We start from the raw sequence: 25,817 nt of genomic DNA on the forward strand, positions 1-25,817 counted from the left end.
TTATAACGCATCTTTTCAGGTGGTAATTTCATGGCTTCATATTCTACCAACGAATTCCGCAGCGGTCTTAAGGTTTTGCTTGACGGAGATCCCTGCGTCATCCTGGAAAACGAATTCGTGAAGCCCGGTAAAGGGCAGGCGTTCAACCGGGTCAGGCTGCGTAACCTGATGAGTAACCGGGTCTGGGAGCGGACATTCAAGTCCGGCGAATCCCTCGAAGCTGCGGATGTGATGGACCAGGACATGGAGTACCTGTACACCGACGGTGAATTCTGGCATTTCATGCTGACGGATGGTTCCTTCGAGCAGTATGCGGCCGATGCCAAGGCTGTTGGCGATGCGGTCAAGTGGCTGAAAGAGCAGGACGTTTATACTGTCACCCTGTACAACGGCGCACCGCTGTCGGTCACTCCGCCCAACTTCGTCGAGCTGGAAGTGGTAGACACCGATCCCGGTATGAAAGGCGACACTGCCCAGGGTGGCTCCAAGCCGGCAACCCTGTCCACCGGTGCTGTGGTCAGCGTGCCATTGTTTATCACCATTGGCGAAGTGCTTAAGGTAGATACCCGGTCCGGCGAGTACGTCAGCCGGGTCAAGAGCTCCTGATCTGACGCCGGCCATGACCGATGTCGCTGCCTGGCGGCCGACCGCCAGCCGGGAGGCGCTTGAAAGCCGTGCACGCCAGCTTGCCTGGGTGCGCGGCTTTTTTGCACAGCGGGGCGTGCTGGAGGTGGAAACGCCGGTGCTCGGCCACCACGGTGCCTCCGACCTCAACATCGACAGCGTGCGTGCCTGCGTGTTGCCGGTAGCCGCGGCCCCGGCGACCACGGCCTGGTTGCAAACCTCTCCTGAGTATCACATGAAGCGGCTGCTGGCTGCCGGTTCCGGCCCCATCTTTCAGGTGGCCCGGGTGTTTCGGGACGGCGAGCGGGGTAACCGGCACAATCCGGAATTCTCCCTGCTGGAGTGGTATCGTCCGGATTTCGATGACCGCGACCTGATGGACGAAGTAGCACGGCTGGTGTCCGGCTGGCTGGAGTGCGAGTGGCCGGAGATCCACAGCTATCGTGACGTGATGCGGCGGTATGCCGGTATCGATCCGTTTGCGGCCACCGACCGGGAGATTGCCCGTCGCTGCGAAGAGTGGCTGGATCCGGCAGAGTTTCCGGGCATGGCGCGTGACGGCTATCTGGACCTGTTAATGAGTTACTGCGTGGAGCCTGCCTTGCGGCGCTCCGGTCCGACGTTCATCACCCATTACCCGGCCAGTCAGGCGGCGCTGGCGCGGGTCTCGACCGATGGCGACGGCTATCCCGTCGCGCACCGCTTTGAACTCTATGTCAACGGGATCGAGTTGTGTAACGGCTACTGGGAACTGACTGACCCGGACGAGCAGGCGCGGCGTTTTGCAGCGGATAATGCAGCCCGCAAGCGGGCCGGAAAGGTGGAGATGCCTGCAGACCAGAACCTGTTGGCAGCCCTGGCCGCCGGCATGCCGTGCTGCGCCGGCGTGGCGCTGGGGCTGGATCGCCTGCTGATGCTCAAGTTGGGTACCCGGGATATCGCCGATGTACTCGCCTTTCCGTTCGAGCGGGCCTGACCGATCGGGGTTGTGCGAATGCCGGCCTCGACCGTGCCGGCATAAGGCAACTCAGCCCGCTTTGCGGCCGAATGCCTCGCCCATGCGTACGGTCTTGCCGGGCTTCTGGTCTTCGTTCCAGCTAACCACACCCTTCGGCATGACCAGGACAACGGTGGAGCCGAGGCGGAAGCGCCCCATTTCCTCACCCTTGGCAAACCGGATGGCATCGGCGCCACTGTCGTAGCGGGTCGAGGTGACCAGGCCGGTGCCCGGTGCCACAATGCCGGCCCAGGTGGTTTCCACGCTGCCAACAATCATCGCGCCAACCAGCACCAGCGCCATGGGGCCGAATTCGGTGTCGAAAATCGCTGCCACCCGCTCGTTGCGGGCAAACAGGTCCGGCACATTTTCCGCAGTCGCGGGATTCACTGAAAACAGTTTGCCGGGGATATACACCATCTCCCGCAGGGTGCCGGCCAGCGGCATATGGATGCGGTGATAGTCCTTGGGCGACAGATAAATAGTGGCAAACTCCCCCTCGGCAAAATCCTCCGCCCGCTGGTGGTCGCCGCCAAGCAGTTCCACCAGGCTGAATGACTGGCCCTTGGCCTGGAATACCCGGTCATGGGTCACGGTGCCGAGCTGGCTGATTGCGCCATCTACCGGACTGACCAGCACTGCAGCATCGGGATCCACCGGGCGCAGGCCGGGCTTGAGCGCACGGGTAAAGAAAGCGTTGAAGCTGCTGTAGGCGGCCGGATCAGACTCCAGGGCTTCGCTCATATTTACCCCGTAACGACCAATGAACCAGCGGATCACCCGTTGCAGCATCGCCGGCGAACGGTCACTGTCAGCCAGGCGACCCGCCAGCCGGGACACCGTGAGCTGGGGTGTCAGGTACTGGCTCATTACAAACAGCTTGTCGAACATTACAAAGGATCCTGTGGACTCAAAGGCGGGCATTCTAGCAAAACGGCGGCGGTGTGGAGAATTGAAATGATCCACTACGCGGGCAACTGGCCTGAGGTGCGGTATTTCGTCACCCAGGCCCCAGCCCGCGGGCCTGCTGCTCGGTCATATCCTGCAGGATACGGTGAAAGCTGTGCAGTCGCTCGGCGCTGATCCGGCCTTCCTGCTCGGCTTTTTCCAGTGCGCAACCGGGGTCGCCCAGATGGCGGCAGTTACGGAATTTGCAGTGCCCGATCAGGTCGCGAATCTCGCGAAAGCCGTATTCGATCTCCCTCGCCGTCATATGCCACAAGCCGAACTCCCGGATACCCGGTGAGTCGATCAGGTCGCCGCCCCAGTCGAGGTGGAACAGCTTGGCGGTGGTGGTGGTATGGGTGCCCTTGCCGGTACTTTCCGACAATGCGCCGACCTTGAGGGACTCATGGGGCAGCAGGGTCTGGATGATGGAAGACTTGCCTACCCCCGACTGTCCGACAAAGACGCTGGTGCGACCACGTACCAGATCCTGGACCTCGCTGGCCGGTTCGCTGCCGGAGGCTTTGGCAGAGGTGCGCACCACCAGGTAGCCCAGGTTCTCATAGCGCTGTAGCAGGTCGTCGATCAGGGGTTGGTTGTATTCATTGATCAGGTCGGTCTTGTTCAGCAGCAGCACGGCCGGAATGCCGGTGTTTTCAGCGGCAACCAGGTAGCGGTCAATCAGGTTGTCGTGGGGTTCCGGTTCCGGCGCGATCACCAGGATGATGTGGTCGATGTTGGCCGCCACCGGCTTGAGCTGACCGAAGTTGTCGGGTCGCTGCAGCAGCGACATGCGCTCGGAGCGGGCCACGATTACCCCGGTTTCGCCGGAACCCGGCCGCCAGATGACCCGGTCTCCGGTGACCAGGCTGTCGATGTTGGCCCGCACAAAACAGCGCACAACCCGGCCCTTGCGTTCGCCCTCCAGCGCTTCGACGTCCAGTTGCTGGCCAAAGTGAGCGATGACTAACCCTGCCTGCTCGTCCCCTAGGTCTCCGGCTTCCAGTTGTTCGTCAATTTTCCGCTCCTTGCGGGCCGCCCGGGCCGCCCGTTCGTCCTGGATCTTGCGGATGCGAAACTGTTGCTGTTTGTTCAGTCGCCGTTTTGCCATAGAGGTCTGCAGTGATTCCTGATGTCAGCTTGCGTATTGGTGTGACATCATACCCTAACCGTTTAACTGCAGCTTGCTTTTGGTACGCTCTGGCGGGCTGCACAGAAATTCGCAGGGTGGCTGCAGGATGCGTTTCCCGGGGCTGTCGGAGGCCATGGATGGCCGGAGCTCAAGCGCACATGGATGTGCTTGTAGCGTGCCCCGGGAAACGCATCCTGCAGCCGCCCACCGCCAAATTTGAAAAGCCTGGAGAAAAACATGGCAGACGCCAGCCGCCTGGTCTGGATTGACCTGGAAATGACCGGTCTCGATCCGGATAAAGAACGCATTATCGAAATGGCCACCATCGTCACCGATGCCGAGCTCAATATTATTGCGGAGGGGCCGGTTATTGCCATTCATCAGCCGGACAGCCTGCTGGACGCGATGGACGAATGGTGTACCCGCACCCATGGCGAGAGCGGGCTGACCCGGCGGGTCAAAGACAGCAAGGTTACCGAGGCCGAAGCCGAGCAGCAGACCCTGGCGTTCCTGCAGCAGCATGTCGAGCCCGGGCAGTCGCCGCTGTGCGGTAACAGCATCGGCCAGGACCGCCGCTTTCTGGTGAAGTACATGCCAGCGCTGGAAGGCTTCTTCCATTACCGCAACCTGGATGTCAGTACGGTTAAGGAGCTGGCCCGGCGCTGGCGGCCGGACGTGCTGGCGGGGGTCAGGAAAAAGGGCTCACATCTGGCGCTGGATGACATTCGCGATTCCATCGCCGAGTTACAGCACTATCGCGAGCACTTCTTCCGGTTATAAGCCGTGGCGGGCAAGCGCCCATTGGACGTGCTCCCGCACCATTTCAGACGGGAAGTCGGCCCGCTGCTTGAGTGCCTCAATCACCGGAATGATGGAAGGGGCATTGCCCAGGCCGACCGCCAGGTTGCGCAGCCAGCCTTCGTAGCCGGTGCGGCGGATGGCTGAGCCTTCCGTGCGTTTAAGGAAGGTAGCCTCGGACCACAGGAACAACTCTGCCAGCTCGCTGTTGTCCAGGCCATGGCGGGGCTGGAAGTCCGCTTCGGCCGTGGGCTTGCTGAAGCGGTTCCACGGGCACACCAGCTGGCAGTCGTCACAGCCGAACACCCGGTTGCCCATCAGCGGCCGCAATTCTTCCGGGATGCTGCCCTTCAGCTCGATGGTCAGGTAACTGATGCAGCGTCGCGCATCCAGCACCCGGGGGCCGGCAAAGGCGTTGGTCGGGCAGAGGTCGAGGCAGGCGCTGCAGCGGCCGCAATGGTCATTGTCGTAGGGCTCGCTCAGGGGTAGTGGCGCGCTGGTGAAAATCTCCCCGAGAAAGAAAAACGAGCCGGCCTTGCGGGTCAGCAGCATGGTGTTCTTGCCAATCCAGCCCAGCCCGGCCCGCTGGGCGAGCCCTCTTTCCAGGACTGGCGCACTGTCCACGAACGCCCGGTAGTCGTACCCGGATACCGCGTCGTCGATCTGTCGGGCAAGGCTGGCAAGGCGCTTGCGCATCAGCTTGTGATAGTCCCGCCCCAGGGTATAGCGTGAGATGTAGGCTTTTTGCGGGTCGGTCAGGGTGTCCCGGGGCCGGTCGGGGGAGGGCAGGTAGTCCATCCGTACACTGATGACCCGGGCCGTCCCGGGTACCAGTGATTCCGGGGTGTAGCGCTTGTCGCCATGATCCGCCATGTAGGACATTTCACCGTGGAAGCCGTTGGCCAGCCATGCCTGCAGGCGGTCCGCGTAGGGCCCGGTGTCCGGCAGGGTGATGCCGGTGTCGCTGAAACCCAGCTCCAGGGCCCATTGGTGGATCTGTTCGGGAAGATTGGTTAGCTGGTCGTCGTCGGGTCTGGTCATGGTGCAAACTAAGGCAAGTTTAATTTGATTAAGTTATGACCTTTTTTCTGCTTTTGCTATGCTTTACAGAGATCTGGACATAATTTTTAAACTGAATTCTGTAGCGGGGCTACCACTGCATGCTGGGTTCTGGTGTTTACAGCTTACCAGAGTTGCTCTACACAGCCGATGCTGTGCGGGCGGTGGATCGCTATGTCATTGAGCAAGTGGGGGTTCCCGGCTTCGATCTGATGCAACGGGCCGCCAGTGCGGCGTTTCGGCAGCTGGTGAGGGTCTGGCCTGAGCCCGGTTTGTTGCTGGTGCTTTGTGGTGCCGGTAACAACGGTGGCGACGGTTACCTGGTGGCGGCCAATGCCCGCCGCCACGGTATGAAAGTGGACTGTGTGGCGGTTTCGGATCCGGACCGGTTACAGGGGGATGCCCGCGCGGCCTATCAGAAGGCGATCGCTGACGGCGTCATGGTGCAGCGCTGGAGCGACCTTGACGAGGTGGCCCGGGATGCGGTTTTTGCCCGTTGTGGCCTGGTGGTCGACGCCATGCTCGGAACAGGTACCAGTGGCGCGCCAAGGGCCCCGTTTGATGAGCTGATTCGCCGCTGTAACCTGGCTGGCCAACCGGTGCTGGCGATCGATCTGCCCTCCGGGCTGGATGCCACCACCGGAGTTGCGCCGGGAGCGGTGGTGCGGGCGTCCGTCACCGTAACGTTTATTGCCCTGAAAGCCGGTCTGTTTACCGGGCAGGGTGCGGAATATTGCGGCGCCGTGGTCTTCGAGGCGCTGGATACGGAGGACCAGATCGGTCGCAGTGGCCAGCAACCGGTCGCTCGCCGGCTGGACTGGGCCAGTGTTCAGGCAGGCCTGCCACGGCGGTCGGCAACTGCCCACAAGGGCCGCTTTGGTCATGTACTGATTGTCGCCGGAGACCGCGGCTACGGTGGTGCCGGGCTGCTGGCTGCCGAGGCTGCTGCGCGCTCCGGCGCCGGTTTGGTGACCCTGGCCACCCGCCCGGAGCATGTCACGGCGGCACTGGTCCGCTGTCCCTCGGTGATGGTGCAGGGGCTGATTCATGGCTCTGAGCTGGCGCCCTTGCTGAACAAGGCCTCGGTCGTGGTTTGTGGGCCGGGCATTGGTCAGGGGGCCTGGGGGCAGCAGATGCTCCAGCAGGTACTGGCCAGCGGCAAGCCCCAGGTGCTGGATGCCGATGCCCTGAACCTGATGGCGCGGCGGGTTCCGGTGCGTGCCACGGATCACCTGTTGACGCCTCATCCCGGAGAGGCTGCACGGTTGCTGGACGTCAGTGTGGCGGATATCGAGGCGGATCGGCTGGGCTCGGTTCAGGCGCTGGCCCGGCGTTTTGGCGGTACGGTGCTGCTGAAAGGTGCCGGGACGGTGATTGCCACCGAGGGCGCGTTACCCATCATCATCAGTGGTAGCAATCCGGGCATGGCAACGGGCGGGATGGGTGATGTGCTCAGCGGGCTCGCCGGCAGCCTGCTGGCGCAGCTGGGCGACGCTCCGGAGGCGGCTGCCATGGCGGCTGCACTGCATCTGGCGGCGGCCTGCCAGGCCTCGCAACAGCAGGGGTACATGGGGCTGTTGCCAACGGACATGATCAAGACAATACCTTCCCTGCTCGCTGCAGCGGAAGTGGCGGGTGCAGAGTGCGACCCGGGAGCCGGAGAGTGACAATTATGGCGGAACAGGCAATGGAGCTTGAGCTGGCAGACGAGGCGGCTACGGTTGCCCTGGGTGGACGGCTGGCCCGGGCGGTCATTGCCAGCGGTCAGGGCCTGACACTGTTTCTTGAGGGTAACCTGGGGATGGGCAAAACCACCCTGAGTCGCGGATTCATGCGGGGATTGGGGCATCAGGGGGCGGTCAAGAGCCCCACCTATACCCTGGTTGAGCCTTACGAACACCTGCAGCCGCCCACGTTTCATTTTGATCTTTATCGACTGGGCGATCCGGAAGAGCTTGAGTACATGGGGATCCGGGATTATTTCAGCGGTGCTGCGGTCTGTCTGATCGAGTGGGCAGAACGGGGTGCCGGTATTCTGCCGCCGGCGGACCTGGTGGTTCGCCTGCAGCGCCAGGGGCGCGGCCGGAAGGCAATGTTGCTGGCGGGGTCCGCCGCGGGTCAGCGGGTGCTGGACTTGCTGGCGTCTGCAGCAGCGCCGGACAGCGCTGGCTGAGCCCCGGGGCGGCAGTCAGGAGACACGATTGAGCGGGTATATGAGATGAGATCGTTCAGCAAGAAATGGCGCAGCGGGTCAGGATGGCTCGGCTGCCTGACAAGCCTGGCGCTGGCCGTTGCGCTGGCGTTGCCGGCCTATGCAGGGAGTGCTGTTGAAGGTGCGCGGATCTGGCCTGCGCCGGACCACACCCGACTGGTGCTGGATACCTCGGCGAGCGTCGATCACAAGGTGTTTGCATTGTCGTCTCCGGCGAGGCTGGTCATTGATATCAGCAATGCCTCGCTGAAAGCCGATTTCGACCGTCTTGATCTGTCCGGCAGTCCTATTAGGCGCATCCGCAGTGCACCCCGCAACGGGTCTGACCTGCGGGTGGTGCTGGACCTGGAAACGGATATCAAACCCCGCAGTTTCCAGCTCGAGCCTAATCAGCAGTATGGCCACCGCCTGGTGGTTGACCTGGTCAAAGAGGGCGGCGGTGGCGCAGCGGTCCGGCCGCCGCAACCGGTGCTGTCGGATAACGACGCCGGCAAACGTGACGTCGTGGTGGTCATCGATGCCGGTCATGGCGGTGAAGATCCCGGCGCCATTGGTCCTCGCGGCACCCGTGAGAAGGACGTGGTGCTGCGCATGGCCAGGACCATTGCCGAGCTGATTAACCAGAAGCCGGGTTATACCGCCAAGCTGACCCGGACCGGGGATTATTACATTGACCTGCGCAGCCGCACCCTGATGGCGCGCAAGCACAACGCCGATCTGTTTGTCTCGATTCATGCGGATGCCTTCCGTACTCCACAACCGCGCGGGGCCTCGGTGTTTGCCTTGTCCCAGCGCGGGGCGACCAGTGAGACGGCGCGCTGGCTGGCAAAAAGCGAGAACCGTTCGGACCTGATCGGCGGTTCCGGTGGCGTATCCCTTGATGGCAAGGACGACATGCTGGCCGGGGTGTTGCTGGATCTGTCGATGACCGCCAGTATCAATTCCAGTATCGGTGTCGGCGGTCATGTGCTTAATCGCCTTGGCCGGGTGACCAGCCTGCATAAATCAGGGGTGGAACAGGCAGCGTTCGTGGTGCTGAAGTCCCCGGATATCCCCTCCATCCTGGTGGAAGCCGGATTCATCTCCAATCCCCAGGAGGAGAAGAACCTGGCCAGCAGCCGCTATCAACAGAAAGTGGCGAGGGCGGTTTTTGACGGCATCAATGAACATTTCAGCCAGACTCCGCCCCCCGGAACCCTGCTGGCGTGGCAGAAACGCCAGGGTGGTAATGGCTCCGCGGCTAACCAGTACCGTATCCGGCGCGGCGATACCCTGTCTGCGGTGGCCCGGGAAAACCGGACCACGGTCAGTGAGCTGATGCGCTATAACGGGCTCAGCGATGACCAGGTTATCGTGGGCCAGACCATTCGTATCCCGGCTTCCTGAGCGGGCCTGCTGCAGGCGGGTCCATGCCGCTGCACTGGCAGTGGTCAGGGCGGCAAGCTGCCCGGGGTTAGTGCGCGCTTGTGCATCTGTTATCATGGCGGGCTAGCGAATGCGGGGCGCGGGCAACCGTTACCGCCATCCTGATTCGCAAACCCGGTCTCCAAGCGCAAAGGCAGCCCTGATCCATGGCCAGCATCAAGTTACTCTCCCCTCGTCTTGCCAACCAGATCGCCGCCGGTGAGGTAGTCGAACGCCCGGCGTCGGTGGTCAAAGAGCTGGTAGAAAACGCCTTGGACGCCGGCGCCGTCCGGGTCGATGTTGATATCGAGCAGGGCGGCGCCAAACTCATCCGGGTGCGTGATGACGGTTCCGGCATCGAAGAAGCGGATCTGCCGCTGGCACTGAGCCGCCATGCTACCAGTAAAATCACCAGTCTTGATGACCTTGAAGCGGTGGCCTCCCTGGGTTTTCGCGGCGAGGCGTTGGCCAGTATCAGCTCGGTGTCCCGGCTGGCGCTGACCTCCAGGACGGCGGAGCAGGAAGCTGCAGCCCGGGTCGAGGTGGAAGGCCGGGAGATGGATGCGCGGATTTCCCCGGCAGCCCATCCGGTGGGCACCACGGTGGAGGTGCGGGACCTGTTCTTTAACACTCCCGCCCGCCGCAAATTCCTGCGCACCGAGAAAACCGAATTCAATCATGTCGAAGAATGCCTGCGCCGCCAGGCGCTGAGCCGCTTCGATGCCGGCTTTACCCTGCGTCACAATCAGAAGGTGGTACAGAGCCTGCGTCCCGCGGCGACGCCCCTGGACCGGGAGCGCCGGATCGGCGCTTTGTGCGGCCAGCAGTTCATCGACAATGCCGTGGTTATCGACGCCGAGGCTACCGGCCTGCGGTTGTGGGGCTGGGTGGCCCTGCCGACATTTTCCCGCAGCCAGGCGGACCTGCAGTACTTCTTCGTCAACGGTCGGGTGATCCGCGACAAGCTGGTGGCCCACGCCGTGCGCCAGGCCTATCGCGATGTGCTCTACAACAATCGGCACCCGGCGTTCGTGCTGTACCTGGAAGTGGATCCCGCCACAGTGGATGTCAATGTACACCCCACCAAGCACGAGGTGAGGTTCCGTGATGGCCGGCTGGTGCACGATTTCATTTTCCGGACCCTGCACCGGGCGCTGGCGGAGGTAAGGCCGGATGACCACCTGCGCGGTGCCGTCGCCCAGTCATTCGGCCGGGAAGCCGGCCAGAACCAGGCCCCGTCCCGGGGGGACGGTTTCGGCTCGCAACCGGATCTCGCTGCGGCACGTCAGCCGGCGATGGCACTGGGGGGAGGCTACAGTGCGCCCCAGCCGCAATGGCAGGCGCAGGACCAGATGGCGTTCTATAAGTCCCTTAACCAGGGCGGTGGCGCGGCCGGTGCCGACAGCATGGCCATGCCGGCGGCGACCGATCTCGCCGTTGCCAGCCCCACGCCGCCGGTCTCCGGCGATGAGGAGCCGCCGCTGGGTTATGCCATCGCCCAGCTCCATGGCATCTACATCCTGGCCCAGACCCGCCAGGGGCTGATTGTGGTGGATATGCATGCTGCCCATGAGCGCATCACTTACGAGCGCATGAAGCGCGCGCTGGCTGCCCAGGATCTCAAGAGCCAGCCCTTGCTGGTGCCGGTTTCGCTGGCGGTGAGCCAGAAGGAGGCGGCCCTGGCGGAATCCTGCCAGGATGAGCTCCAGCGCCTCGGTCTGGCGGTGGAGCGTATTGGCCCGGAAACCCTTGCGGTCCGCCAGGTGCCCTCGCTGCTGCGAGGGGCAGACACCGAGCAGCTGGTGCGGGATGTGCTGGCGGATCTGATCGAGCATGGTCAGAGTGACCGGGTGGAGGCAATGACCCACGAGCTGTTAGGCACCATGGCCTGCCACGGTTCGGTGCGGGCCAATCGCCAGCTCACCATCCCGGAGATGAATTCGCTGCTGCGGGACATGGAGGCGACCGAGCGCAGCGGGCAATGTAACCATGGCCGGCCGACCTGGACCCTGGTGACGCTGTCCGAGCTCGACAAACTGTTCCTGCGGGGCCGCTGAGATGACCGCTGGCAAACCTGCGGACGGTAATGCGCTGCCACCAGCCATTTTTCTGATGGGGCCGACCGCCTCCGGCAAGACCGATCTGGCCATTCGCCTGTGCGAGCGGCTGCCCTGCGACATCATCAGCGTGGATTCCGCGATGATTTACCGCGGCATGGACATCGGCACCGCCAAGCCAACGGCGGAGGAGCTGGCCCGGGCTCCTCACCGGCTGATCGACATCTGTGATCCGGCCGAACGGTACTCCGCGGCGGACTTTCGCCGCGATGCGTTGCGGGAGATGGCGGAAATCACCCGTGCCGGCCGTATTCCGTTGCTGGTGGGCGGCACCATGATGTACTTCAAGGCCCTGTTGAGTGGCATGTCGGACCTGCCATCGGCCAGTCGCGAATTGCGGGCGCAGATCGAGGCGGAAGCCGGGGAGCGCGGCTGGCAGGCGCTGCATGACGAGCTGGCCCGCATGGATCCCATCGCTGCGGCCCGTATTCATCCCAACAACCGCCAGCGCCTGATGCGTGCAGTGGAGGTCATCCGACTGACCGGCAAGCCCATTTCCGGGTTCTGGCAGGGCGAGGGTGTGGCGGCTTCGTCCGGGGTAGCCGAAAGTGTTATCAAGGATTACCCCTATTTCACCCAATGGCAGGCAGACGAATCGTCATCGCTTCCGTATACTGTGGTGCAGCTTGCAGTCGCCCCTGCCGAGCGGCGGATCCTCCATGACCGGATCCGCCAGCGCTTCCTGGCCATGCTCGACCAGGGATTCCTGGACGAAGTCCGGTCCCTGATGGCGCGGGGAGACTTGAATCCCGAACTGCCCTCCATGCGCTGCGTTGGTTACCGTCAGGCCTGGTCCTACCTGGCCGGTGAGTGTGACTACGACAGCTTTGTGGCGCAAGGTATTGCAGCGACCCGGCAACTGGCCAAGCGCCAGCTGACCTGGTTGCGGAAGTGGCCCGATGTACAGTGGCTCGACTCGGGTGACGGGCAAATTGCTGAATCCGCCTTGAAATTTATCAGGCGTGCAACCACATTTAGTTTTACCAATGACGATCCGCATTAATAATTAACAGGAGAACACACATGTCAAAAGGGCACTCTTTACAAGACCCTTACCTCAACGCCTTGCGCAAGGAACGCATTCCGGTTTCCATCTTTCTCGTGAATGGCATCAAGCTCCAGGGCCAGATCGAGTCATTTGACCAGTTTGTCATCCTGCTGAAGAACACTGTCAGCCAGATGGTATACAAGCATGCCATCTCCACCGTCGTGCCTGCCCGGAATGTGCGCATTCCGCAGCAAAATCCGGCCGGAGAAAATGAAGCCGAGGACTGATCCAGCGGATCATTGTCGGTTACAGGTAGTTCCCGAAGCCCGCGTTCCCGTCATACTCTCATCAGAGTGGCCGGGCCCGCGGGTCTTTGCGTTTAATTCACCCACCAAAATTGCGGAGTTGCGCGCCCTTGTTTGAACGTCCAGATGTAGGTGAACGGGCGGTCCTGGTTCACATCGATTTCTCATCCCACGATGAATCGGAAGATCCTGGCGAGTTTCGCGAGCTGGTCAGCTCGGCCGGTGTGGAAGCGGTTGCCATGGTTACCGGCAAACGCAACCAGCCCAGCTCACGGCTGTTTGTCGGCGAAGGCAAGCTGGAAGAAATCCACGAGGCGGTGATCCAGCATGAGGCAGACGTGGTGTTGTTCAATCACGCCCTGAGCCCCAGCCAGGAGCGTAACATTGAGCGGGAGCTCAAGTGCCGGGTGCTGGACCGGACCGGGGTCATTCTCGATATCTTTGCCCAGCGCGCCCGCACCCACGAGGGCAAGCTCCAGGTCGAGTTGGCTCAGCTCGAGCACATGTCGACCCGTCTGGTGCGGGGCTGGACCCACCTGGAGCGCCAGAAGGGTGGTATCGGCCTGCGCGGTCCGGGTGAGACCCAGCTCGAGACCGACCGCCGGTTGTTGCGTGAGCGCATCAAGTCCATTCACCGTCGCCTCGAGAAAGTGCGCCGGCAACGGAATCAGGGGCGCCGTGCCCGCCAGCGGGCGGACATTCCCACCATCTCCCTGGTGGGTTACACCAACGCCGGCAAGTCCACCCTGTTCAACCGAATGACAACTTCCAGCGTATATGCTGCAAACCAGCTGTTCGCGACCCTCGATCCGACCTTGCGGCGGCTTGAGTTGCCGGACATCGGGCCGGTGGTGATGGCCGATACTGTAGGCTTCATTCGCCATCTGCCCCACAAGCTGGTGGAGGCCTTCCGGGCCACGCTGGAGGAAACGACCGAAGCGTCACTGCTGCTCCATGTCATTGATTGCCATGACGAGCGGCGGGATGAGAATATGGAGCAGGTTCATGAAGTGCTCCACGAGATCGGCGCCGACGAGCGGCCGATGATGCAGGTGTTCAACAAGATTGACCTGCTGGAGGACTTCACCCCGCGCATCGACCGGGACGAGAACGGGGTGCCGGTACGGGTCTGGGTTTCCGCGGTGAGCGGTGCCGGTATGACGGAACTGTTCGACGCCATGGTCGAACGGCTGGCGGAAGACGTGATTCACCAGTTTGTCCTGCTCGGTCCGCAGGATGGCAAGCTGCGGGCGCTGCTGCATCAGACCGGGTCGGTGCTGGGCGAGCGGCATACCGACAGCGGTGATACGGTGGTGGAAGTTCGTCTGCAGAACCGGGACTGGCGTCAGCTGCTCAGTCGTGCCGGGGTCAGACCGGAAGACATTCGCCTGAGCGCCGACGAAGTGGCCGGGGGCGAATAAACCCCGCGGCTATTGCCGGGGCGGGGATAAATCCCTAGTATTTGCAGCCATTCGAACAAGTTGGAACGGAGAAAATTATGGCCTGGAATGAACCGGGTGGTAACCGCAACGATAACGATCCCTGGGGAACCGGTGGTCGTCGTGGCGGCAATGATCAGGGTCCGCCAGACCTGGACGAGGCACTGAAGCGCGGTCTCGACAAGCTCAACAAGCTCCTCGGCGGCAAGGGCGGCAAGTCCGGCTCCGGCGGTGACGGCGCCTCCGGCAGCGGTGGCGGCTTCGGGGCCATCCTGGCCATTGCCGGCATCCTTGTTGTTGGCTATGTCATTTTCCAGTCCTTCTACACAGTGGACGAACAGGAGCGGGCGGTGGTGCTGCGCTTCGGCGAGTACAACCGTACTGAAAATCCCGGTCTCCGGTTCAAGGTGCCGCTGATTGACGATGTCACCAAGGTGCGGGTCACCAGTGTGCGTAATGCGGAGTCCCGCGGCCAGATGCTGACCCAGGATGAAAACCTGGTGTCGGTGGATCTCCAGGTCCAGTATCGGGTGTCCAACGCCCGGGACTACGTGCTGAACGTCAGGGATTCCAACGAGGCGCTGGCCTTTGCCACCGACAGTGCGCTGCGCCACGAAGTGGGCAGCTCGGTGCTCGACCAGGTGCTCACGGAAGGTCGTGCCGAACTCGGTGTCCGGGTGGAGCAGCGTCTGCAGAAGTTTCTTGAGGAGTACGGCACCGGCCTCGAAATCGTGCGGGTGAACGTTGAAAGTACCCAGCCCCCGGCGCCCGTGCAGGACGCGTTCCGTGAAGTACAGCGGGCCCGCGAGGACGAGCAGCGGCTGAAGGAAGAGGCGGAAACCTACCGCAACAAGGTGGTTCCGGAGGCTCGCGGTCGCGCCCAGCGCATGATCGAAGAGGCCGAAGCCTACAAGCAGGAAGTGATCGACCGTGCCCGCGGTGAGACGGCCCGTTACCTGGAACTGCTGGCGGTGTACAAGACAGCGCCCGCCGTGACCCGCGAGCGCATGTACCTGGATGCGGTAGAGGGTGTGCTGTCCAGAACCAGCAAGGTGCTGGTGGATACCGAGGGCAGCAACAATATGATGTACCTGCCGCTTGATCGCCTGGTCAACCGCCAGGGCGCAGCCCAGTCCGGCAGTACCAGCGATGGTTCCGGCAGTACGGACCAGCCCGACATCCAATCACTGACTGACCAGGTCATCCGTGAGCTGCAGAGCAGACAGGATACGACCGCCCGGAGGGGGAGATAATCATGGGACCTAAAGGCGTAGTGGGTCTTGCAGGCGCCCTCATTGTAGTCCTGCTGGTGTGGTCCAGCGTGTTCATCATTCCGGAAACCCACCGCGGTGTCCTGTTGCGGTTCGGCGAATTGATCGAGACCGACATCCAGGCGGGTATCCACTTCAAGGCGCCGGTGGTTGACCAGGTGCGTCTGTTCGATGTCCGGGTACTGACCACCGATCTGCCGTCCCGTCAGTACCTGACGGTGGAGAAGAAGCCGCTGGATGTGGATTCCTACATCGCCTGGAAAATCCGCGATGTGGATGAGTTCTACCGTTCTACCGGTGGTGACGAGTTCCGTGCCCAGTCGCTGCTGTCATCCCGGGTGGATAACGGTCTGCGGGACGAGTTCGGTATCCGTACCATGCATGAGGTGGTGTCCGGACAGCGTGATGAGTTGATGCACACCCTGCGGGATCGGGTGAACGAAACTTCGGTCACCGAGTTCGGTATTGAAGTGGTGGATATCCGCGTGAAGGCCATCGAGTTGCCGGGCCAGGTAAGCGAGAACGTTTATCGCCGGATGGCCACTGAGCGGGAGAAGCTGGCCCAGGAATTCCGTTCCCGTGGCCGCGAGCTGGCCGAGGGTATCCGTGCCGATGCCGATCGTCAGCGCACCGTGGTTCTGGCCAATGCCTTTGCCCAGGCCGAGGAAACCCGCGGTGAGGGTGACGGCCAGGCGGCCCGGACCTATGCGGACGCCTACAGTGCCGACGAGGAGTTCTACAGCCTGTACCGGAGCCTGCAGGCTTACCAGAAGGCGTTCTCCAGCAAGGACGACATCATGGTGATCGACTCGGACAGCCAGTTCCTGCGCTTCCTGAACGACCCCCAGGGCGGTCAGTAAATACCGCAGCGGGTGAAACAAACCGGAATACCTTGGGTATTCCGGTTTTTTTGTGTGTGCCAACAGTGTAAAATTCCGCCGGTTTTGGTCTGGTTTTTCCGCACTGCTACGGGCCTGGCCCTCAATCCTTTGAATTTCCGGCACTGGCGTCAGCGCCGGGGTCAAAACGGACACTAGAATCGCATGACAGTTTCTGATCGCTGGTTATTGCCGGATGGCGTGGAAGATATCCTGCCGCCGCTGGCAGGACAGATTGAATCACTGCGCCGGGATGTAATGGACACCTGCCAACGCTGGGGCTACCAGCTGGTGATCCCGCCGCTGATCGAATACCTCGAATCCCTGTTTACCGGCACCGGCCATGATCTGGAGCTGCAAACCTTCAAACTCACCGACCAGCTGACCGGCCGGATGATGGGGGTGCGCGCCGACATGACGCCCCAGGCCGCCCGCATCGACGCCCACACCCTGCGTGAAGACGGCGTCACCCGCCTGTGCTATGCCGGTCATGTACTGCATACCCGGCCCCGCCATATGCTGACCGGCCGGACGCCGATCCAGGCCGGCTGTGAACTGTTTGGCAGCGCGTCCGAATCCGCGGACCTGGAAGTCATCAGCCTGATGCTGGAAGCCCTGCGGGTGGCCGGTATGCCGCGGATCCACCTGGATCTCGCCCATGTGGCAATCTACGAGTCACTGATCGGTGATGCCGGTTTCGACCGTGATACTGAAGACCGGATCTTTGACGCCATGGCCCGCAAGTCGGTACCGGAACTTGATGAGCTGCTGGGCGGCTGCGCGGCGGATTCTGCCGGCGGCCGTCTGCGGGAGCTGGCACGCATCAGCGGCGGCCCGGAAGCGCTGACAGAGGCCCGCAAGGTGCTGCAGGGTGCGCCGGATAACCTGATCCGGGCACTGGACCAGCTGGAGCGGGTGGCTGCGATGCTGGCCCGGGATTTCCCGGAAGTCGGTTACGGTTTCGACTTCTGCGAACTTCGCGGCTACAACTATCACACCGGACTGGTTTTTGCCGCCTATGCTCCGGGCCATGGTGACGCGGTGGCCAAGGGCGGCCGTTACGATGCTATCGGCGGCGACTTTGGTCGCGCCCGGCCGGCGACCGGTTTCAGCCTGGACATCCGGGCCCTGGTTTCCCTGGGCCAGCGGGCCCGCAAACCGGTCCGGGCAATCTGGGCGCCGGTCAGCAAGGATCCGGCCCTGGCGTCCGCGATTGCCAGCCTGCGGCTGACTGATACCGTCATCCAGGCCTTGCCCGATGACGAAACCGACCCCGCGACCCGCGGCTGTGACCGGGTTCTGGTCCAGCAGGGCGGGCAATGGGTTGTGGAACCAATTTCCTGAGGTCCCTGCGGGCCCCGGAACCATTCACGAATTCGTAACTGTGCCGTTAGCGTGCAATCGGGCGCGGCCGCTTTGAGAGAGAGACATGGGTAAAAACGTTGTAGTGCTGGGCACCCAATGGGGTGATGAAGGTAAGGGCAAGATTGTTGACCTGCTGACCGACCAGGTTGCTGCCGTGGTGCGCTTCCAGGGCGGTCACAATGCCGGCCATACCCTGGTGATTGAAGGCAAGAAGACGGCGCTGCACCTGATTCCGTCCGGCATTCTGCGGGAGAATGTCGAGTGCCTGATCGGTAACGGCGTGGTGCTGTCTCCGGAAGCGCTGCTGAAAGAAGTCCGTGAGCTGGAGGCCAGTGGCGTGGCAGTCCGTGACCGGCTGAAGATCAGCCTGGCCTGTCCGCTGATCCTGCCGACCCACGTTCGCATCGACCAGGCCCGTGAGCGTGCCCGGGGCATCGACAAGATCGGCACCACCGGACGTGGTATCGGCCCGGCCTACGAGGACAAAGTGTCGCGGCGCGGCCTGCGGGTTGGCGACCTGTGTAACCTGGCCACCTTCGAAGCCAAGCTGCGGGACATCATGTCCTACCATAACTTCGTACTGACCGAGTACTTCAAGGAAGAGGCGGTGGACGTGGACCAGGCCCTTGCGGACCTGAAGGCGATGGGTGAGGAAATCCTGCCGATGTCTGCCGATGTGACCGACCTGCTGCACGATTTCCGCAAGCGTGGTGAGCATATCCTGTTTGAGGGTGCCCAGGGCTCCCTGCTGGATATTGACCTGGGTACCTACCCGTTCGTAACTTCGTCCAACACCACGGCAGGCGGTACCGCAACCGGTTCCGGCTTCGGTCCGTTGTTCCTCGATTACGTGCTGGGCATTACCAAGGCCTATACCACCCGCGTGGGCTCCGGCCCGTTCCCGACGGAGCTGTTTGACGAGGTGGGCAGCCACCTGGCAGTGAAGGGTAACGAAGTGGGTACCACCACCGGTCGCTCCCGCCGCTGTGGCTGGTTCGATGCCGTAGCCCTGCGTCATGCCATCCAGATCAACAGCGTGTCCGGCATCTGTCTGACCAAGCTGGATGTGCTCGATGGCCTGGAAACCGTCAAGGTGTGTGTGGGTTACAAGACGCCGACTGGCGAGATGACCCGTCCGCCCATTGGCTGCGACAGCTACGCTGACATCGAGCCGGTCTACGAGGAATTGCCGGGCTGGAGCGAGAGCACCGTTGGCCTGACCAGCATCGAGCAGCTGCCCGCCAATGCCAAGGCCTATATCCGCTTCATCGAAGAGCAGATCGAGGCGCCGATCGATATTATCTCGACCGGACCGGACCGGGTGGAAACCATCATCAAGCGGCATCCCTTCGGCGGCTGAGCGGCACTGGCCGACGGCTGGCGCCAATAAGCGACGGGAGATGACTTCCGTCGCTTTCTTCTCTTCTCTATCAGGGCTTTTCGGCAATGACGGTGGCCCGCTTCGGCCCCGGATAGCCCTCGATGGTTTTTGTCGGATCGTCCGGGTCCAGGAAGTCCTGCAGTGACTGGAATCGCATCCAGTCGGTGGTGCGCTGCTCCGCCGTCGTGGTTTCGGTCACGTCCACCACCCGTGCATTACGGAAGCCGGTGCGGTCAAGCCAGCGCATCAGCGTGTCACAACTGGGCAGAAACCAGACGTTACGCATCTGGCCATAGCGGTCCTCCGGCATCAGGCTGTAGCCCTCGGGGCCATCCACCACCAGAGTTTCCAGCACCAGCTCACCGCCGGGGCGCAGGGTATCTTTCAGTTCCAGCAGGTGATCGAGGGGTGAGCGGCGATGGTAAAGCACACCCATGGAAAACGTGGTGTCGAACCAGTTCAGGCCCGGCGGCAGGTCTTCCATTCGCAGCGGCAGCAGGTCCACCGGGACATCACCCAAGTACTGCTTCACACTGAGGAACTGGAACAGGAACAGCAACCCGGGATCGACGCCAATCACCTGGCTGGCACCGGCGCCGTGCATGCGCCAGCAGTGGTAGCCGGAGCCGCAGCCGACGTCCAGCACCTTGCGGCCGGTGAGATCGGATACATAGGGCGCCACCCGGTCCCATTTCCAGTCGGAATGCCATTCGGTATCGATGTAGGTCCCGAAAAAGTCGAAGGGCCCCTTACGCCAGGGCATCAACCCTCGCAGACCCTGCTCCAGCGCTTCCGCATCGGCGTCCGACAGCGGTTGGCCGGTGCGCAGGGTAATGGCGGCGGTGTCGGTTTCGCCGGTGACGTTGGCGAGGGCCGGCAGTGTGGCCAGAGCGCCCAGCCAGCGGGGCAGGTCACCATGGGGGTTTTCGTCAAAACGCTGGGCCAGTTGCCGGTGCAGCAGGTCTTCCCAGTCTTGCAGGCCTTCTTTAACCAGTTCGTCGAACAGTTTTTGATAACAGCCTTGCCAGTCGAATCGCGTCATGTCAGCTTCCGGTAATGCAGAACTCTGGGATCAGGATGCCTTGATCGCCAGCATCGAGACAAAGTTGAAGCACTGGTACCACACCATCACCCGCTCGAAGCCGGCGGCCAGCAGGCGTTCCCGGTGGGCCGCCAGGGTTTCGGGGATCAGTACCTGCTCGATGGCCGAGCGCTTCTGGCTGATCTCCAGGTCAGAGTAGCCATTGGCCCGCTTGAACTCGTGATGGAGGCGGGTCTGGATGTCTTGCTCCACCGCCGATTCGAAACGGATTTTTTCGGACAGGATCAGCACGCCGCCGGGGCGGGTGCCTTCGGCTATCCGGCTCAGCAGTGCCGCCCGCCGTTCCGGTGCCACGAATTGCAGGGTGAAGTTCAGGGTTGTGACCGAAGCATCCCGGATCGGGGTGTCGAGGATGTCCTCGCAGAGCAGCGTTACCGGTAGCGGGTGATCGTCCAGGGCAATGTAATGCTCGCAGCGTTCGATCATCGCGCTGGAGTTGTCGACACCGACCAGGGTGCAGTCGCGGTAGGGAATGCCGTGGCGCATGGCAAGGGTGGATGCTCCCAGTGAACAGCCAAGGTCGTAGCAATGGCTGCCCGGCTGCACATACTGCTCGGTAATCACCTCGATCATCGGAATGATGGTGGTATAGCCGGGCACCGAGCGCCGGATCATGTCCGGAAACACCCGTGCTACCGAGGCGTCAAAACGGAAGTCCGCCGGCTCCCGTGGCGTGGCGAACAGTCGGTCGGTTTCCTGCTGCGGGGGTGTCGGGTTGTGGCTCATGCTGGCTCCGGTCTCTCGGTGGGCTCAGGGCTGTCGGTGGTCTCAGGGCTGTCGGTGGTCTCAGGGCTGTCGATCACTGGCATTTTACACCACGATTCTTGTAGTCCACGAGCACGCCGCGGAACTCCGGGTCGGCGTCGGCGGCGATGGCCAGGTAGCCATGTTCGCAAACGGCATGGAGCTCCGAGGGCTTGGGCGACATGCGAAAGGTTTCACCGGGCTCGACGTGGATGGCGGTGAACTCTCCGATTGCGTTGTCCTTGATTGTGGAGTGGCTGATCTTGCCACTGAGTTCCAGCACGGCCACCGTGGCAATGACGGCGCCGATGGCGGTGGCAAGCAGGCTGCGAATGGTAAAGCGGACCTCGTTCTGGCTCATGGAGTCTCCGTTGCTGAAAGTGACAGACCGCGGCTCAGTACTGGCCGGGGATCGAGATAGGTGGCGCCTGCAGGGCGGCAAGCTGCTCCCGCAACGCCAGGATCTGGTCAGACCAGAACCGTGGCTGGCCAAACCAGGGGAAGAACCGTGGGAAAGCGGGGTCTTCCCAGCGCCGCGCCAGCCAGGCGCAATGGTTGATCTGGCGGAAGCAGCGCAGTGGTTCGATCAGGTGGCGCTCGCGGCGATTGAAATCGCGGAACATCTCGTAACCTTCCAGGAGTTCGGCGAACTGCTGGCCCTGGGTAATCTCGTCCCCGTTGAGCAGTAACCAGAGGTCCTGGATGGCGGGCCCGCTGCGGCAGTCGTCCAGGTCGACAAACAGCATCTGTTCCTCGCGCACCAGGATATTGCCGGCATGGCAGTCACCGTGGAGGCGCAGTAGGGCGGTCTCGCCGGCTTCATCAACGCGGCGGGCACAGTGTGCCAGCAGGTCCGGAATCAGGCTGTTCCATGCGGCTTGCAGGTCTTTCGGTATCCAGCCGCCGTCGATCAGGTAGCGGTTGTTCCCGGTGATACCCTCGAGGATGTCCAGCGTGGAACGGCTGGCAAAGGGCTTTTTGGCGCCGATGTTATGCATCTGGCCGAGCCACTGGCCCAGGCGGTACAGCGTGTCGGGTGTGCTGGTGTCCGGGGCCTGGCCGCCGCGCTGGGGGAACACCGCAAAGAAAAAGTCGCCGTGGCGGCCCAGGGTGTCACCGGATGGCATCACCAGCGGTGCAACCACCGGCATATCGCCGTCCAGCAGCTCGAGGGTGAAATCGTGCTCCTCGCGAATCTGGGCTTCGCTCCAGCGGCCCGGGCGGTAGAATTTTGCGATCACCGGTACCGAGTCCTCGATACCGACCTGGTAAACCCGATTCTCGTAACTGTTCAGGGCGAAGAGCCGGCCGTTAATTACGAAGCCGGCGGCTTCCATGGCGTCGAGGATGCTGTCGGGCGTCAGGGCATCGTAGGGATGGCTGGATGTTTCGGTCATAAAGGCCTGTCAGCGTCGGGGGCTGTTATTGGACTGCATATGGGTCAGGTGATACCAGTTGTCGTCAAGTTCCCAGCGAATCCGGGTGATCCCCGGGGCGTGCAGTACGATGTCGCCGGCCCGGGCCTGGACCTGCGCCAGTTCCCGTTCCGCACGTTGCCAGTCCCGGTGGCTTTCACCAAGATCCCGCATGCTGGGAAAGAGCGTGATCAGGGCATCCCGGGTCGACACGTCGTGGGATCGCAGCGAACTCATGATTGCGGTCGAGCCTTCAACCCGCAGCACCCGGTGCTGATAGGGATAATTTGCCACCGTACGGTCTTCCTGCAAGGTCCGGTTGAGGGAAATAACCTCGAAACCCCGCCAGCCGAGCCAGCCGACAAACACTGCGGCCACCAGCATTACAATCACGAACTGCTTTCTGTCCGACATCTCGTTGCTGTCTCCCAGGCTCCGCGCCTTGTCCATGGAGTCGCCGGAAACCCATCCGGCATTGCCGACAGTATAACGGTTTCGGTACCCCCTGAATAACCTTCCCGCCCCGGCAGGTTGGGCGGTTTTCCCTTGCCGGCAAAGTTTTGCGATACTTTTCTGCAAGCCAAACAGGGGTATTGCCGTGACGCAGACAGAACGACTGACAACCGACACCGTGGTGATCGGAGCCGGAGTGGTGGGCCTGGCCACCGCACGGGCGCTGGCCGCAGAGGGCCAGGAAGTAATTGTGCTGGAGGCCGGGCCAAGATTTGGCGAGGGCCTGTCTTCCCGTAACAGCGAAGTGATTCATGCCGGCATCTATTACCCCACCGGCTCGCTCAAGGCCCGCCTGTGCGTGGAGGGGCGCATCCGGCTTTACGAATACTGCAGCCAGCGCCAGGTCAGTGTGCGCAAGACCGGCAAGTGGATTATCGCCACCGATGCCGGCCAGGCCGGAACACTTTCGACCCTGGCTGACCAGGCGCTCGCGAACGGGGTTCCGCTGAGCCCCCGTGACCGCAGCGATATTGCTGCCGCTCTGCCGGGCGTGGTGGCAGAGGCCGCCCTGTATTCACCGGAGACCGGCATTGTCGACAGTCATGGCCTGATGACCGCTTTGCTGGCGGACCTTGAGGCCGCCGGCGGTCAGCTGGTGTGCCAGGCGCCGGTTACCGGGGCCCGCAGCGACGGCCAGGGTCACATCCTGGCGGTAGGGGGCGCGAGCCCCTGTGAAATTGCCGCTACCCGGGTGGTCAACTCCGCCGGGCTGGATGCGGTGCCGCTGGCCCGCCACTGGCAGGGCTATGATCCGCAGCATTGTCCGGGTTTGTGGTATGCCCGCGGTGTTTACTTCAGCTATTCCGGCCGTCATCCGTTTACCAGTCTGATCTACCCGGTGCCGGAACCCGGCGGCCTCGGGGTACACCTGACCCTGGATCTTGCCGGCCAGGCCCGCTTCGGTCCGGATGTGGAGTGGATCGACGCCCCGGACTTTACCGTTGACCCGGCCCGTGGCAAAGCCTTTGCCGAGGCGGTCAGCCGCTGGTGGCCGGCACTGGATCCGGCCCGCCTGCAGCCTGCCTATGCCGGGGTCCGGCCGAAGCTGACGGGGCCGGAGGGCGGGTTTTTCGATTTCGTCATCCAGGACGAGCACACCCACGGCCTGCCGGGACTGGTCCAGTTGTTCGGCATTGAGTCCCCCGGGCTTACCGCCTGTCTGGCCATCGCCGATGAGGTAGCCCGGCGCCTGCGCTGAGGGCCGGTCCTGCGGCAACTAACCCGGGGTCCTGGCAAGGGCCCAGACCTCAACCTCCCGGGCCCCTGCGTCGAGCAGCGCCGTGGTCAGGACGCGGGCCGTCGCTCCGGTGGTGACCACGTCGTCCACGATGGCGACCCGTGCCGGTGGCATGGCGGTTACCCGGAAGATTCCGCTCAGGTTTGCCAGCCGCTGCTCCCGGCTCAACGCCGACTGGGCCGAAGTCTTGCGGATTCGCTGCACCAGGGTGCTGTCCATCCGGATCCCGGTATGCCTGGCAAGCTGTTCCGCCAGGTCTTCGGCCTGGTTGAATCCCCGTTTGCGTCGCCGGGCGGGGTGCATGGGGGCAGGCACCAGGACGTCCGGGGCAGCCGCGAGTCGCTGGCTGAGCTGGTCTGCAATGTAGTGGTTGAAGCCGTCAATCAGCGGCGCGGCAAAGGCCCGCTGACCATGGTATTTGTAGCGCTGGATCATCCGGTCAACCGGGTAGCGGTAACGCCAGGGAGCGAGCACGCGGGTAAACGGCGGCGGACTTTGCTGGCATTCGCCGCACAGCGGTCCGGCGCCGGTGTCCGTGAACGGACGGAAGGCCAGGGGCAGGGCGCAGCTGCGGCAATGGCAGAGGTTGACCGGCAGGTCCCCGCGGCAAGGCGGGCATAATCCGGAACTGGCATTGCCGGCAAGGCAGGCAACGCACAACGCCCGGTTTGTTGTCCGAAGGCTGTTAACCTTGAAGTGAAAACAGGTTGACAGCGCAAGCAGTCCCTTTATCATTCGGTTCATCCGTAAACCTTGAAGAGCCGACAAGTTAACAGGACTTTTCCATGACCGCCACCCAAGCTCACTCGCCCGTTCGTCACGACTGGACCCTGCAAGAGGCCCGCGACCTGTTCGCACTGCCGTTCAACGACCTGCTGTTCCGGGCCCAGACTGTTCACCGCCAGCATTTCGATCCCAATGAGGTGCAGGTAAGCACCCTGTTGTCCATCAAGACCGGCGCCTGTCCCGAAGACTGCAAATACTGCCCCCAGAGCGGCCATTACAACACCGGCCTGGAGAAGGAAAAGCTGCTGGAAATGGAGCGGGTGATGGCCGAGGCGAAGGCCGCGAAAGACAAGGGGGCCTCCCGTTTCTGCATGGGCGCCGCCTGGCGCAGCCCGGCGGAGAAGGACATGCCCTACGTCCTCGACATGGTGCGACAGGTGAAGTCCCTGGGGCTGGAAACCTGCATGACCCTCGGCATGCTGCGGGAGGACCAGGCGCAGGCGCTGGCGGATGCCGGGCTCGATTACTACAACCACAACCTCGATACCTCGGAAAAGTACTACAACCACATCATTACTACCCGCACCTACCAGGACCGTCTGGACACCTTGGAAAACGTTCGCAACGCCGGCATGAAGGTATGCTGTGGCGGCATCATGGGCATGGGTGAGGATCTCGATGACCGGGCCGGACTGCTGGTTCAGCTGGCCAGCCTGCCGCAGCATCCGGAGAGTGTGCCGGTCAATATGCTGGTGAAGGTGGCGGGTACACCAATGGAAGACGTGGCGGACCTGGACCCGTTCGAGTTTGTCCGCACCATTGCGGTGGCGCGGATCATGATGCCGGAATCCCATGTGCGGTTGTCTGCCGGGCGCGAGACAATGAATGAGCAGATGCAGGCACTGTGCTTCCTGGCCGGGGCGAATTCCATCTTCTATGGCGAGAAACTGCTGACCACGGCGAACCCGGAGGCTGACAAGGACCGGGCGCTGTTCCGCAAACTGGGTATCCGGCCCGAGCAGCGGGAGCAGTGCCGTACCGAAGAACAGGAGGTGGAGGCGATTGCTGACGCCGTGGAATACCAGCAGACCCGGCACCTGTTTTATGACGCCAGCCGTGAATCTGCGTAGCCCCATTGCATAACCCCATTGCGTAACCCATGACG

The 25,817-nt window shown here is 62.6% G+C and carries 25 protein-coding genes; 16 read left to right on the forward strand and 9 right to left on the reverse strand.

Translation table 11 applies throughout. From position 1 onward, the window contains the following. Positions 1-30 precede the first annotated feature (30 nt). Positions 31-606, forward strand: coding sequence for an elongation factor P (efp, locus tag CLH61_RS13515; protein ID WP_099615286.1), 576 nt, complete (start codon positions 31-33; stop codon positions 604-606). A gap of 13 nt (positions 607-619) precedes the next feature. After that, positions 620-1,600, forward strand: a complete 981-nt coding sequence (epmA, locus tag CLH61_RS13520) for an EF-P lysine aminoacylase EpmA (protein WP_099615287.1) — start codon at positions 620-622, stop codon at positions 1,598-1,600. Positions 1,601-1,651: 51 nt separating this feature from the next. On the opposite strand, the gene asd is transcribed toward epmA, so the two are convergent. Both asd and rsgA read right to left on the reverse strand, forming a co-directional pair. After that, complete coding sequence (gene asd / locus CLH61_RS13525; protein WP_099615288.1) at positions 1,652-2,512, reverse strand: archaetidylserine decarboxylase; 861 nt, start codon at positions 2,510-2,512, stop codon at positions 1,652-1,654. A 109-nt stretch (positions 2,513-2,621) separates the two neighbouring features. Then, positions 2,622-3,677, reverse strand: a complete 1,056-nt coding sequence (rsgA, locus tag CLH61_RS13530; protein ID WP_099615289.1) for a small ribosomal subunit biogenesis GTPase RsgA — start codon at positions 3,675-3,677, stop codon at positions 2,622-2,624. 258 nt (positions 3,678-3,935) lie between these two features. Here rsgA and orn point away from each other — a divergent pair, with 258 nt between their 5' ends. Then, entirely contained in the window at positions 3,936-4,478 is a 543-nt protein-coding gene (gene orn, locus CLH61_RS13535; protein ID WP_099615290.1) for an oligoribonuclease, read from the forward strand. Here orn and queG read toward each other — a convergent pair. Beyond that, positions 4,473-5,537, reverse strand: coding sequence for a tRNA epoxyqueuosine(34) reductase QueG (gene queG, locus CLH61_RS13540; protein ID WP_099615291.1), 1,065 nt, complete (start codon positions 5,535-5,537; stop codon positions 4,473-4,475). The two genes, orn and queG, sit on opposite strands and share 6 nt — an antisense overlap. A gap of 119 nt (positions 5,538-5,656) precedes the next feature. On the opposite strand from queG, the gene CLH61_RS13545 reads away from it, so the two are divergent. The 11 genes from CLH61_RS13545 (at position 5,657) to CLH61_RS13595 (ending at position 18,894) form a co-directional block, all read left to right on the forward strand. Continuing rightward, positions 5,657-7,222: an NAD(P)H-hydrate dehydratase gene (locus CLH61_RS13545; RefSeq protein WP_099615292.1), complete on the forward strand. Its 1,566-nt coding sequence runs from the start codon at positions 5,657-5,659 to the stop codon at positions 7,220-7,222. 5 nt (positions 7,223-7,227) lie between these two features. Continuing rightward, on the forward strand, positions 7,228-7,728 hold the full coding sequence (gene tsaE, locus CLH61_RS13550; protein ID WP_099615293.1) for a tRNA (adenosine(37)-N6)-threonylcarbamoyltransferase complex ATPase subunit type 1 TsaE: 501 nt from the start codon (positions 7,228-7,230) through the stop codon (positions 7,726-7,728). Positions 7,729-7,773: 45 nt separating this feature from the next. After that, positions 7,774-9,153 carry an N-acetylmuramoyl-L-alanine amidase gene (locus CLH61_RS13555; protein ID WP_099615294.1) on the forward strand — a complete coding sequence of 460 codons (1,380 nt, stop codon included), beginning with the start codon at positions 7,774-7,776 and terminating at the stop codon, positions 9,151-9,153. A 185-nt stretch (positions 9,154-9,338) separates the two neighbouring features. Continuing rightward, positions 9,339-11,228: a DNA mismatch repair endonuclease MutL gene (mutL, locus tag CLH61_RS13560; protein ID WP_099615295.1), complete on the forward strand. Its 1,890-nt coding sequence runs from the start codon at positions 9,339-9,341 to the stop codon at positions 11,226-11,228. Between the two features lies 1 nt (position 11,229). Beyond that, the gene (gene miaA, locus CLH61_RS13565; protein ID WP_099615296.1) at positions 11,230-12,291 is read left to right on the forward strand and encodes a tRNA (adenosine(37)-N6)-dimethylallyltransferase MiaA; all 1,062 of its coding nucleotides are present in this window, start codon (positions 11,230-11,232) and stop codon (positions 12,289-12,291) included. Between the two features lie 20 nt (positions 12,292-12,311). Then, entirely contained in the window at positions 12,312-12,563 is a 252-nt protein-coding gene (hfq, locus tag CLH61_RS13570) for an RNA chaperone Hfq (RefSeq protein ID WP_099615297.1), read from the forward strand. A 128-nt stretch (positions 12,564-12,691) separates the two neighbouring features. Continuing rightward, complete coding sequence (gene hflX, locus CLH61_RS13575; RefSeq protein WP_099615298.1) at positions 12,692-14,002, forward strand: ribosome rescue GTPase HflX; 1,311 nt, start codon at positions 12,692-12,694, stop codon at positions 14,000-14,002. A 77-nt stretch (positions 14,003-14,079) separates the two neighbouring features. After that, positions 14,080-15,273 carry an FtsH protease activity modulator HflK gene (gene hflK / locus CLH61_RS13580; RefSeq protein WP_099615299.1) on the forward strand — a complete coding sequence of 398 codons (1,194 nt, stop codon included), beginning with the start codon at positions 14,080-14,082 and terminating at the stop codon, positions 15,271-15,273. Positions 15,274-15,275: 2 nt separating this feature from the next. Next, a complete protein-coding gene (gene hflC / locus CLH61_RS13585; RefSeq protein WP_099615300.1) occupies positions 15,276-16,151 on the forward strand; it encodes a protease modulator HflC in 876 nt (291 codons plus the stop codon). Between the two features lie 183 nt (positions 16,152-16,334). Continuing rightward, the gene (locus CLH61_RS13590) at positions 16,335-17,513 is read left to right on the forward strand and encodes an ATP phosphoribosyltransferase regulatory subunit (protein ID WP_099615301.1); all 1,179 of its coding nucleotides are present in this window, start codon (positions 16,335-16,337) and stop codon (positions 17,511-17,513) included. Positions 17,514-17,598: 85 nt separating this feature from the next. After that, positions 17,599-18,894, forward strand: coding sequence for an adenylosuccinate synthase (locus CLH61_RS13595; protein WP_099615302.1), 1,296 nt, complete (start codon positions 17,599-17,601; stop codon positions 18,892-18,894). Between the two features lie 70 nt (positions 18,895-18,964). Here CLH61_RS13595 and cmoB read toward each other — a convergent pair whose 3' ends face one another. The 5 genes from cmoB to CLH61_RS13620 form a co-directional block, all read right to left on the reverse strand. Further along, a complete protein-coding gene (gene cmoB, locus CLH61_RS13600) occupies positions 18,965-19,957 on the reverse strand; it encodes a tRNA 5-methoxyuridine(34)/uridine 5-oxyacetic acid(34) synthase CmoB (RefSeq protein ID WP_099615303.1) in 993 nt (330 codons plus the stop codon). A 30-nt stretch (positions 19,958-19,987) separates the two neighbouring features. After that, positions 19,988-20,743, reverse strand: coding sequence for a carboxy-S-adenosyl-L-methionine synthase CmoA (gene cmoA, locus CLH61_RS13605; protein WP_099615304.1), 756 nt, complete (start codon positions 20,741-20,743; stop codon positions 19,988-19,990). Between the two features lie 73 nt (positions 20,744-20,816). After that, the gene (locus tag CLH61_RS13610) at positions 20,817-21,122 is read right to left on the reverse strand and encodes a PA3694 family proteiin (RefSeq protein ID WP_099615305.1); all 306 of its coding nucleotides are present in this window, start codon (positions 21,120-21,122) and stop codon (positions 20,817-20,819) included. Between the two features lie 34 nt (positions 21,123-21,156). Further along, positions 21,157-22,158, reverse strand: a complete 1,002-nt coding sequence (locus CLH61_RS13615; RefSeq protein WP_099615306.1) for a serine/threonine protein kinase — start codon at positions 22,156-22,158, stop codon at positions 21,157-21,159. Positions 22,159-22,167: 9 nt separating this feature from the next. After that, entirely contained in the window at positions 22,168-22,590 is a 423-nt protein-coding gene (locus CLH61_RS13620; protein ID WP_099615413.1) for a hypothetical protein, read from the reverse strand. Positions 22,591-22,774: 184 nt separating this feature from the next. Here CLH61_RS13620 and CLH61_RS13625 point away from each other — a divergent pair, with 184 nt between their 5' ends. Continuing rightward, positions 22,775-23,887, forward strand: coding sequence for an NAD(P)/FAD-dependent oxidoreductase (locus tag CLH61_RS13625; RefSeq protein ID WP_099615307.1), 1,113 nt, complete (start codon positions 22,775-22,777; stop codon positions 23,885-23,887). An 18-nt stretch (positions 23,888-23,905) separates the two neighbouring features. Here the strand turns inward: CLH61_RS13625 and CLH61_RS13630 are convergent, their stop codons facing one another. Beyond that, positions 23,906-24,670, reverse strand: coding sequence for a ComF family protein (locus CLH61_RS13630; RefSeq protein ID WP_228152641.1), 765 nt, complete (start codon positions 24,668-24,670; stop codon positions 23,906-23,908). A 41-nt stretch (positions 24,671-24,711) separates the two neighbouring features. On the opposite strand from CLH61_RS13630, the gene bioB reads away from it, so the two are divergent. After that, positions 24,712-25,782: a biotin synthase BioB gene (bioB, locus tag CLH61_RS13635; RefSeq protein WP_099615309.1), complete on the forward strand. Its 1,071-nt coding sequence runs from the start codon at positions 24,712-24,714 to the stop codon at positions 25,780-25,782. Positions 25,783-25,817: the final 35 nt, after the last annotated feature.

The sequence above is a fragment of the Marinobacter profundi genome, assembly GCF_002744715.1.
In the GTDB taxonomy this organism is placed as follows: domain Bacteria; phylum Pseudomonadota; class Gammaproteobacteria; order Pseudomonadales; family Oleiphilaceae; genus Marinobacter; species Marinobacter profundi.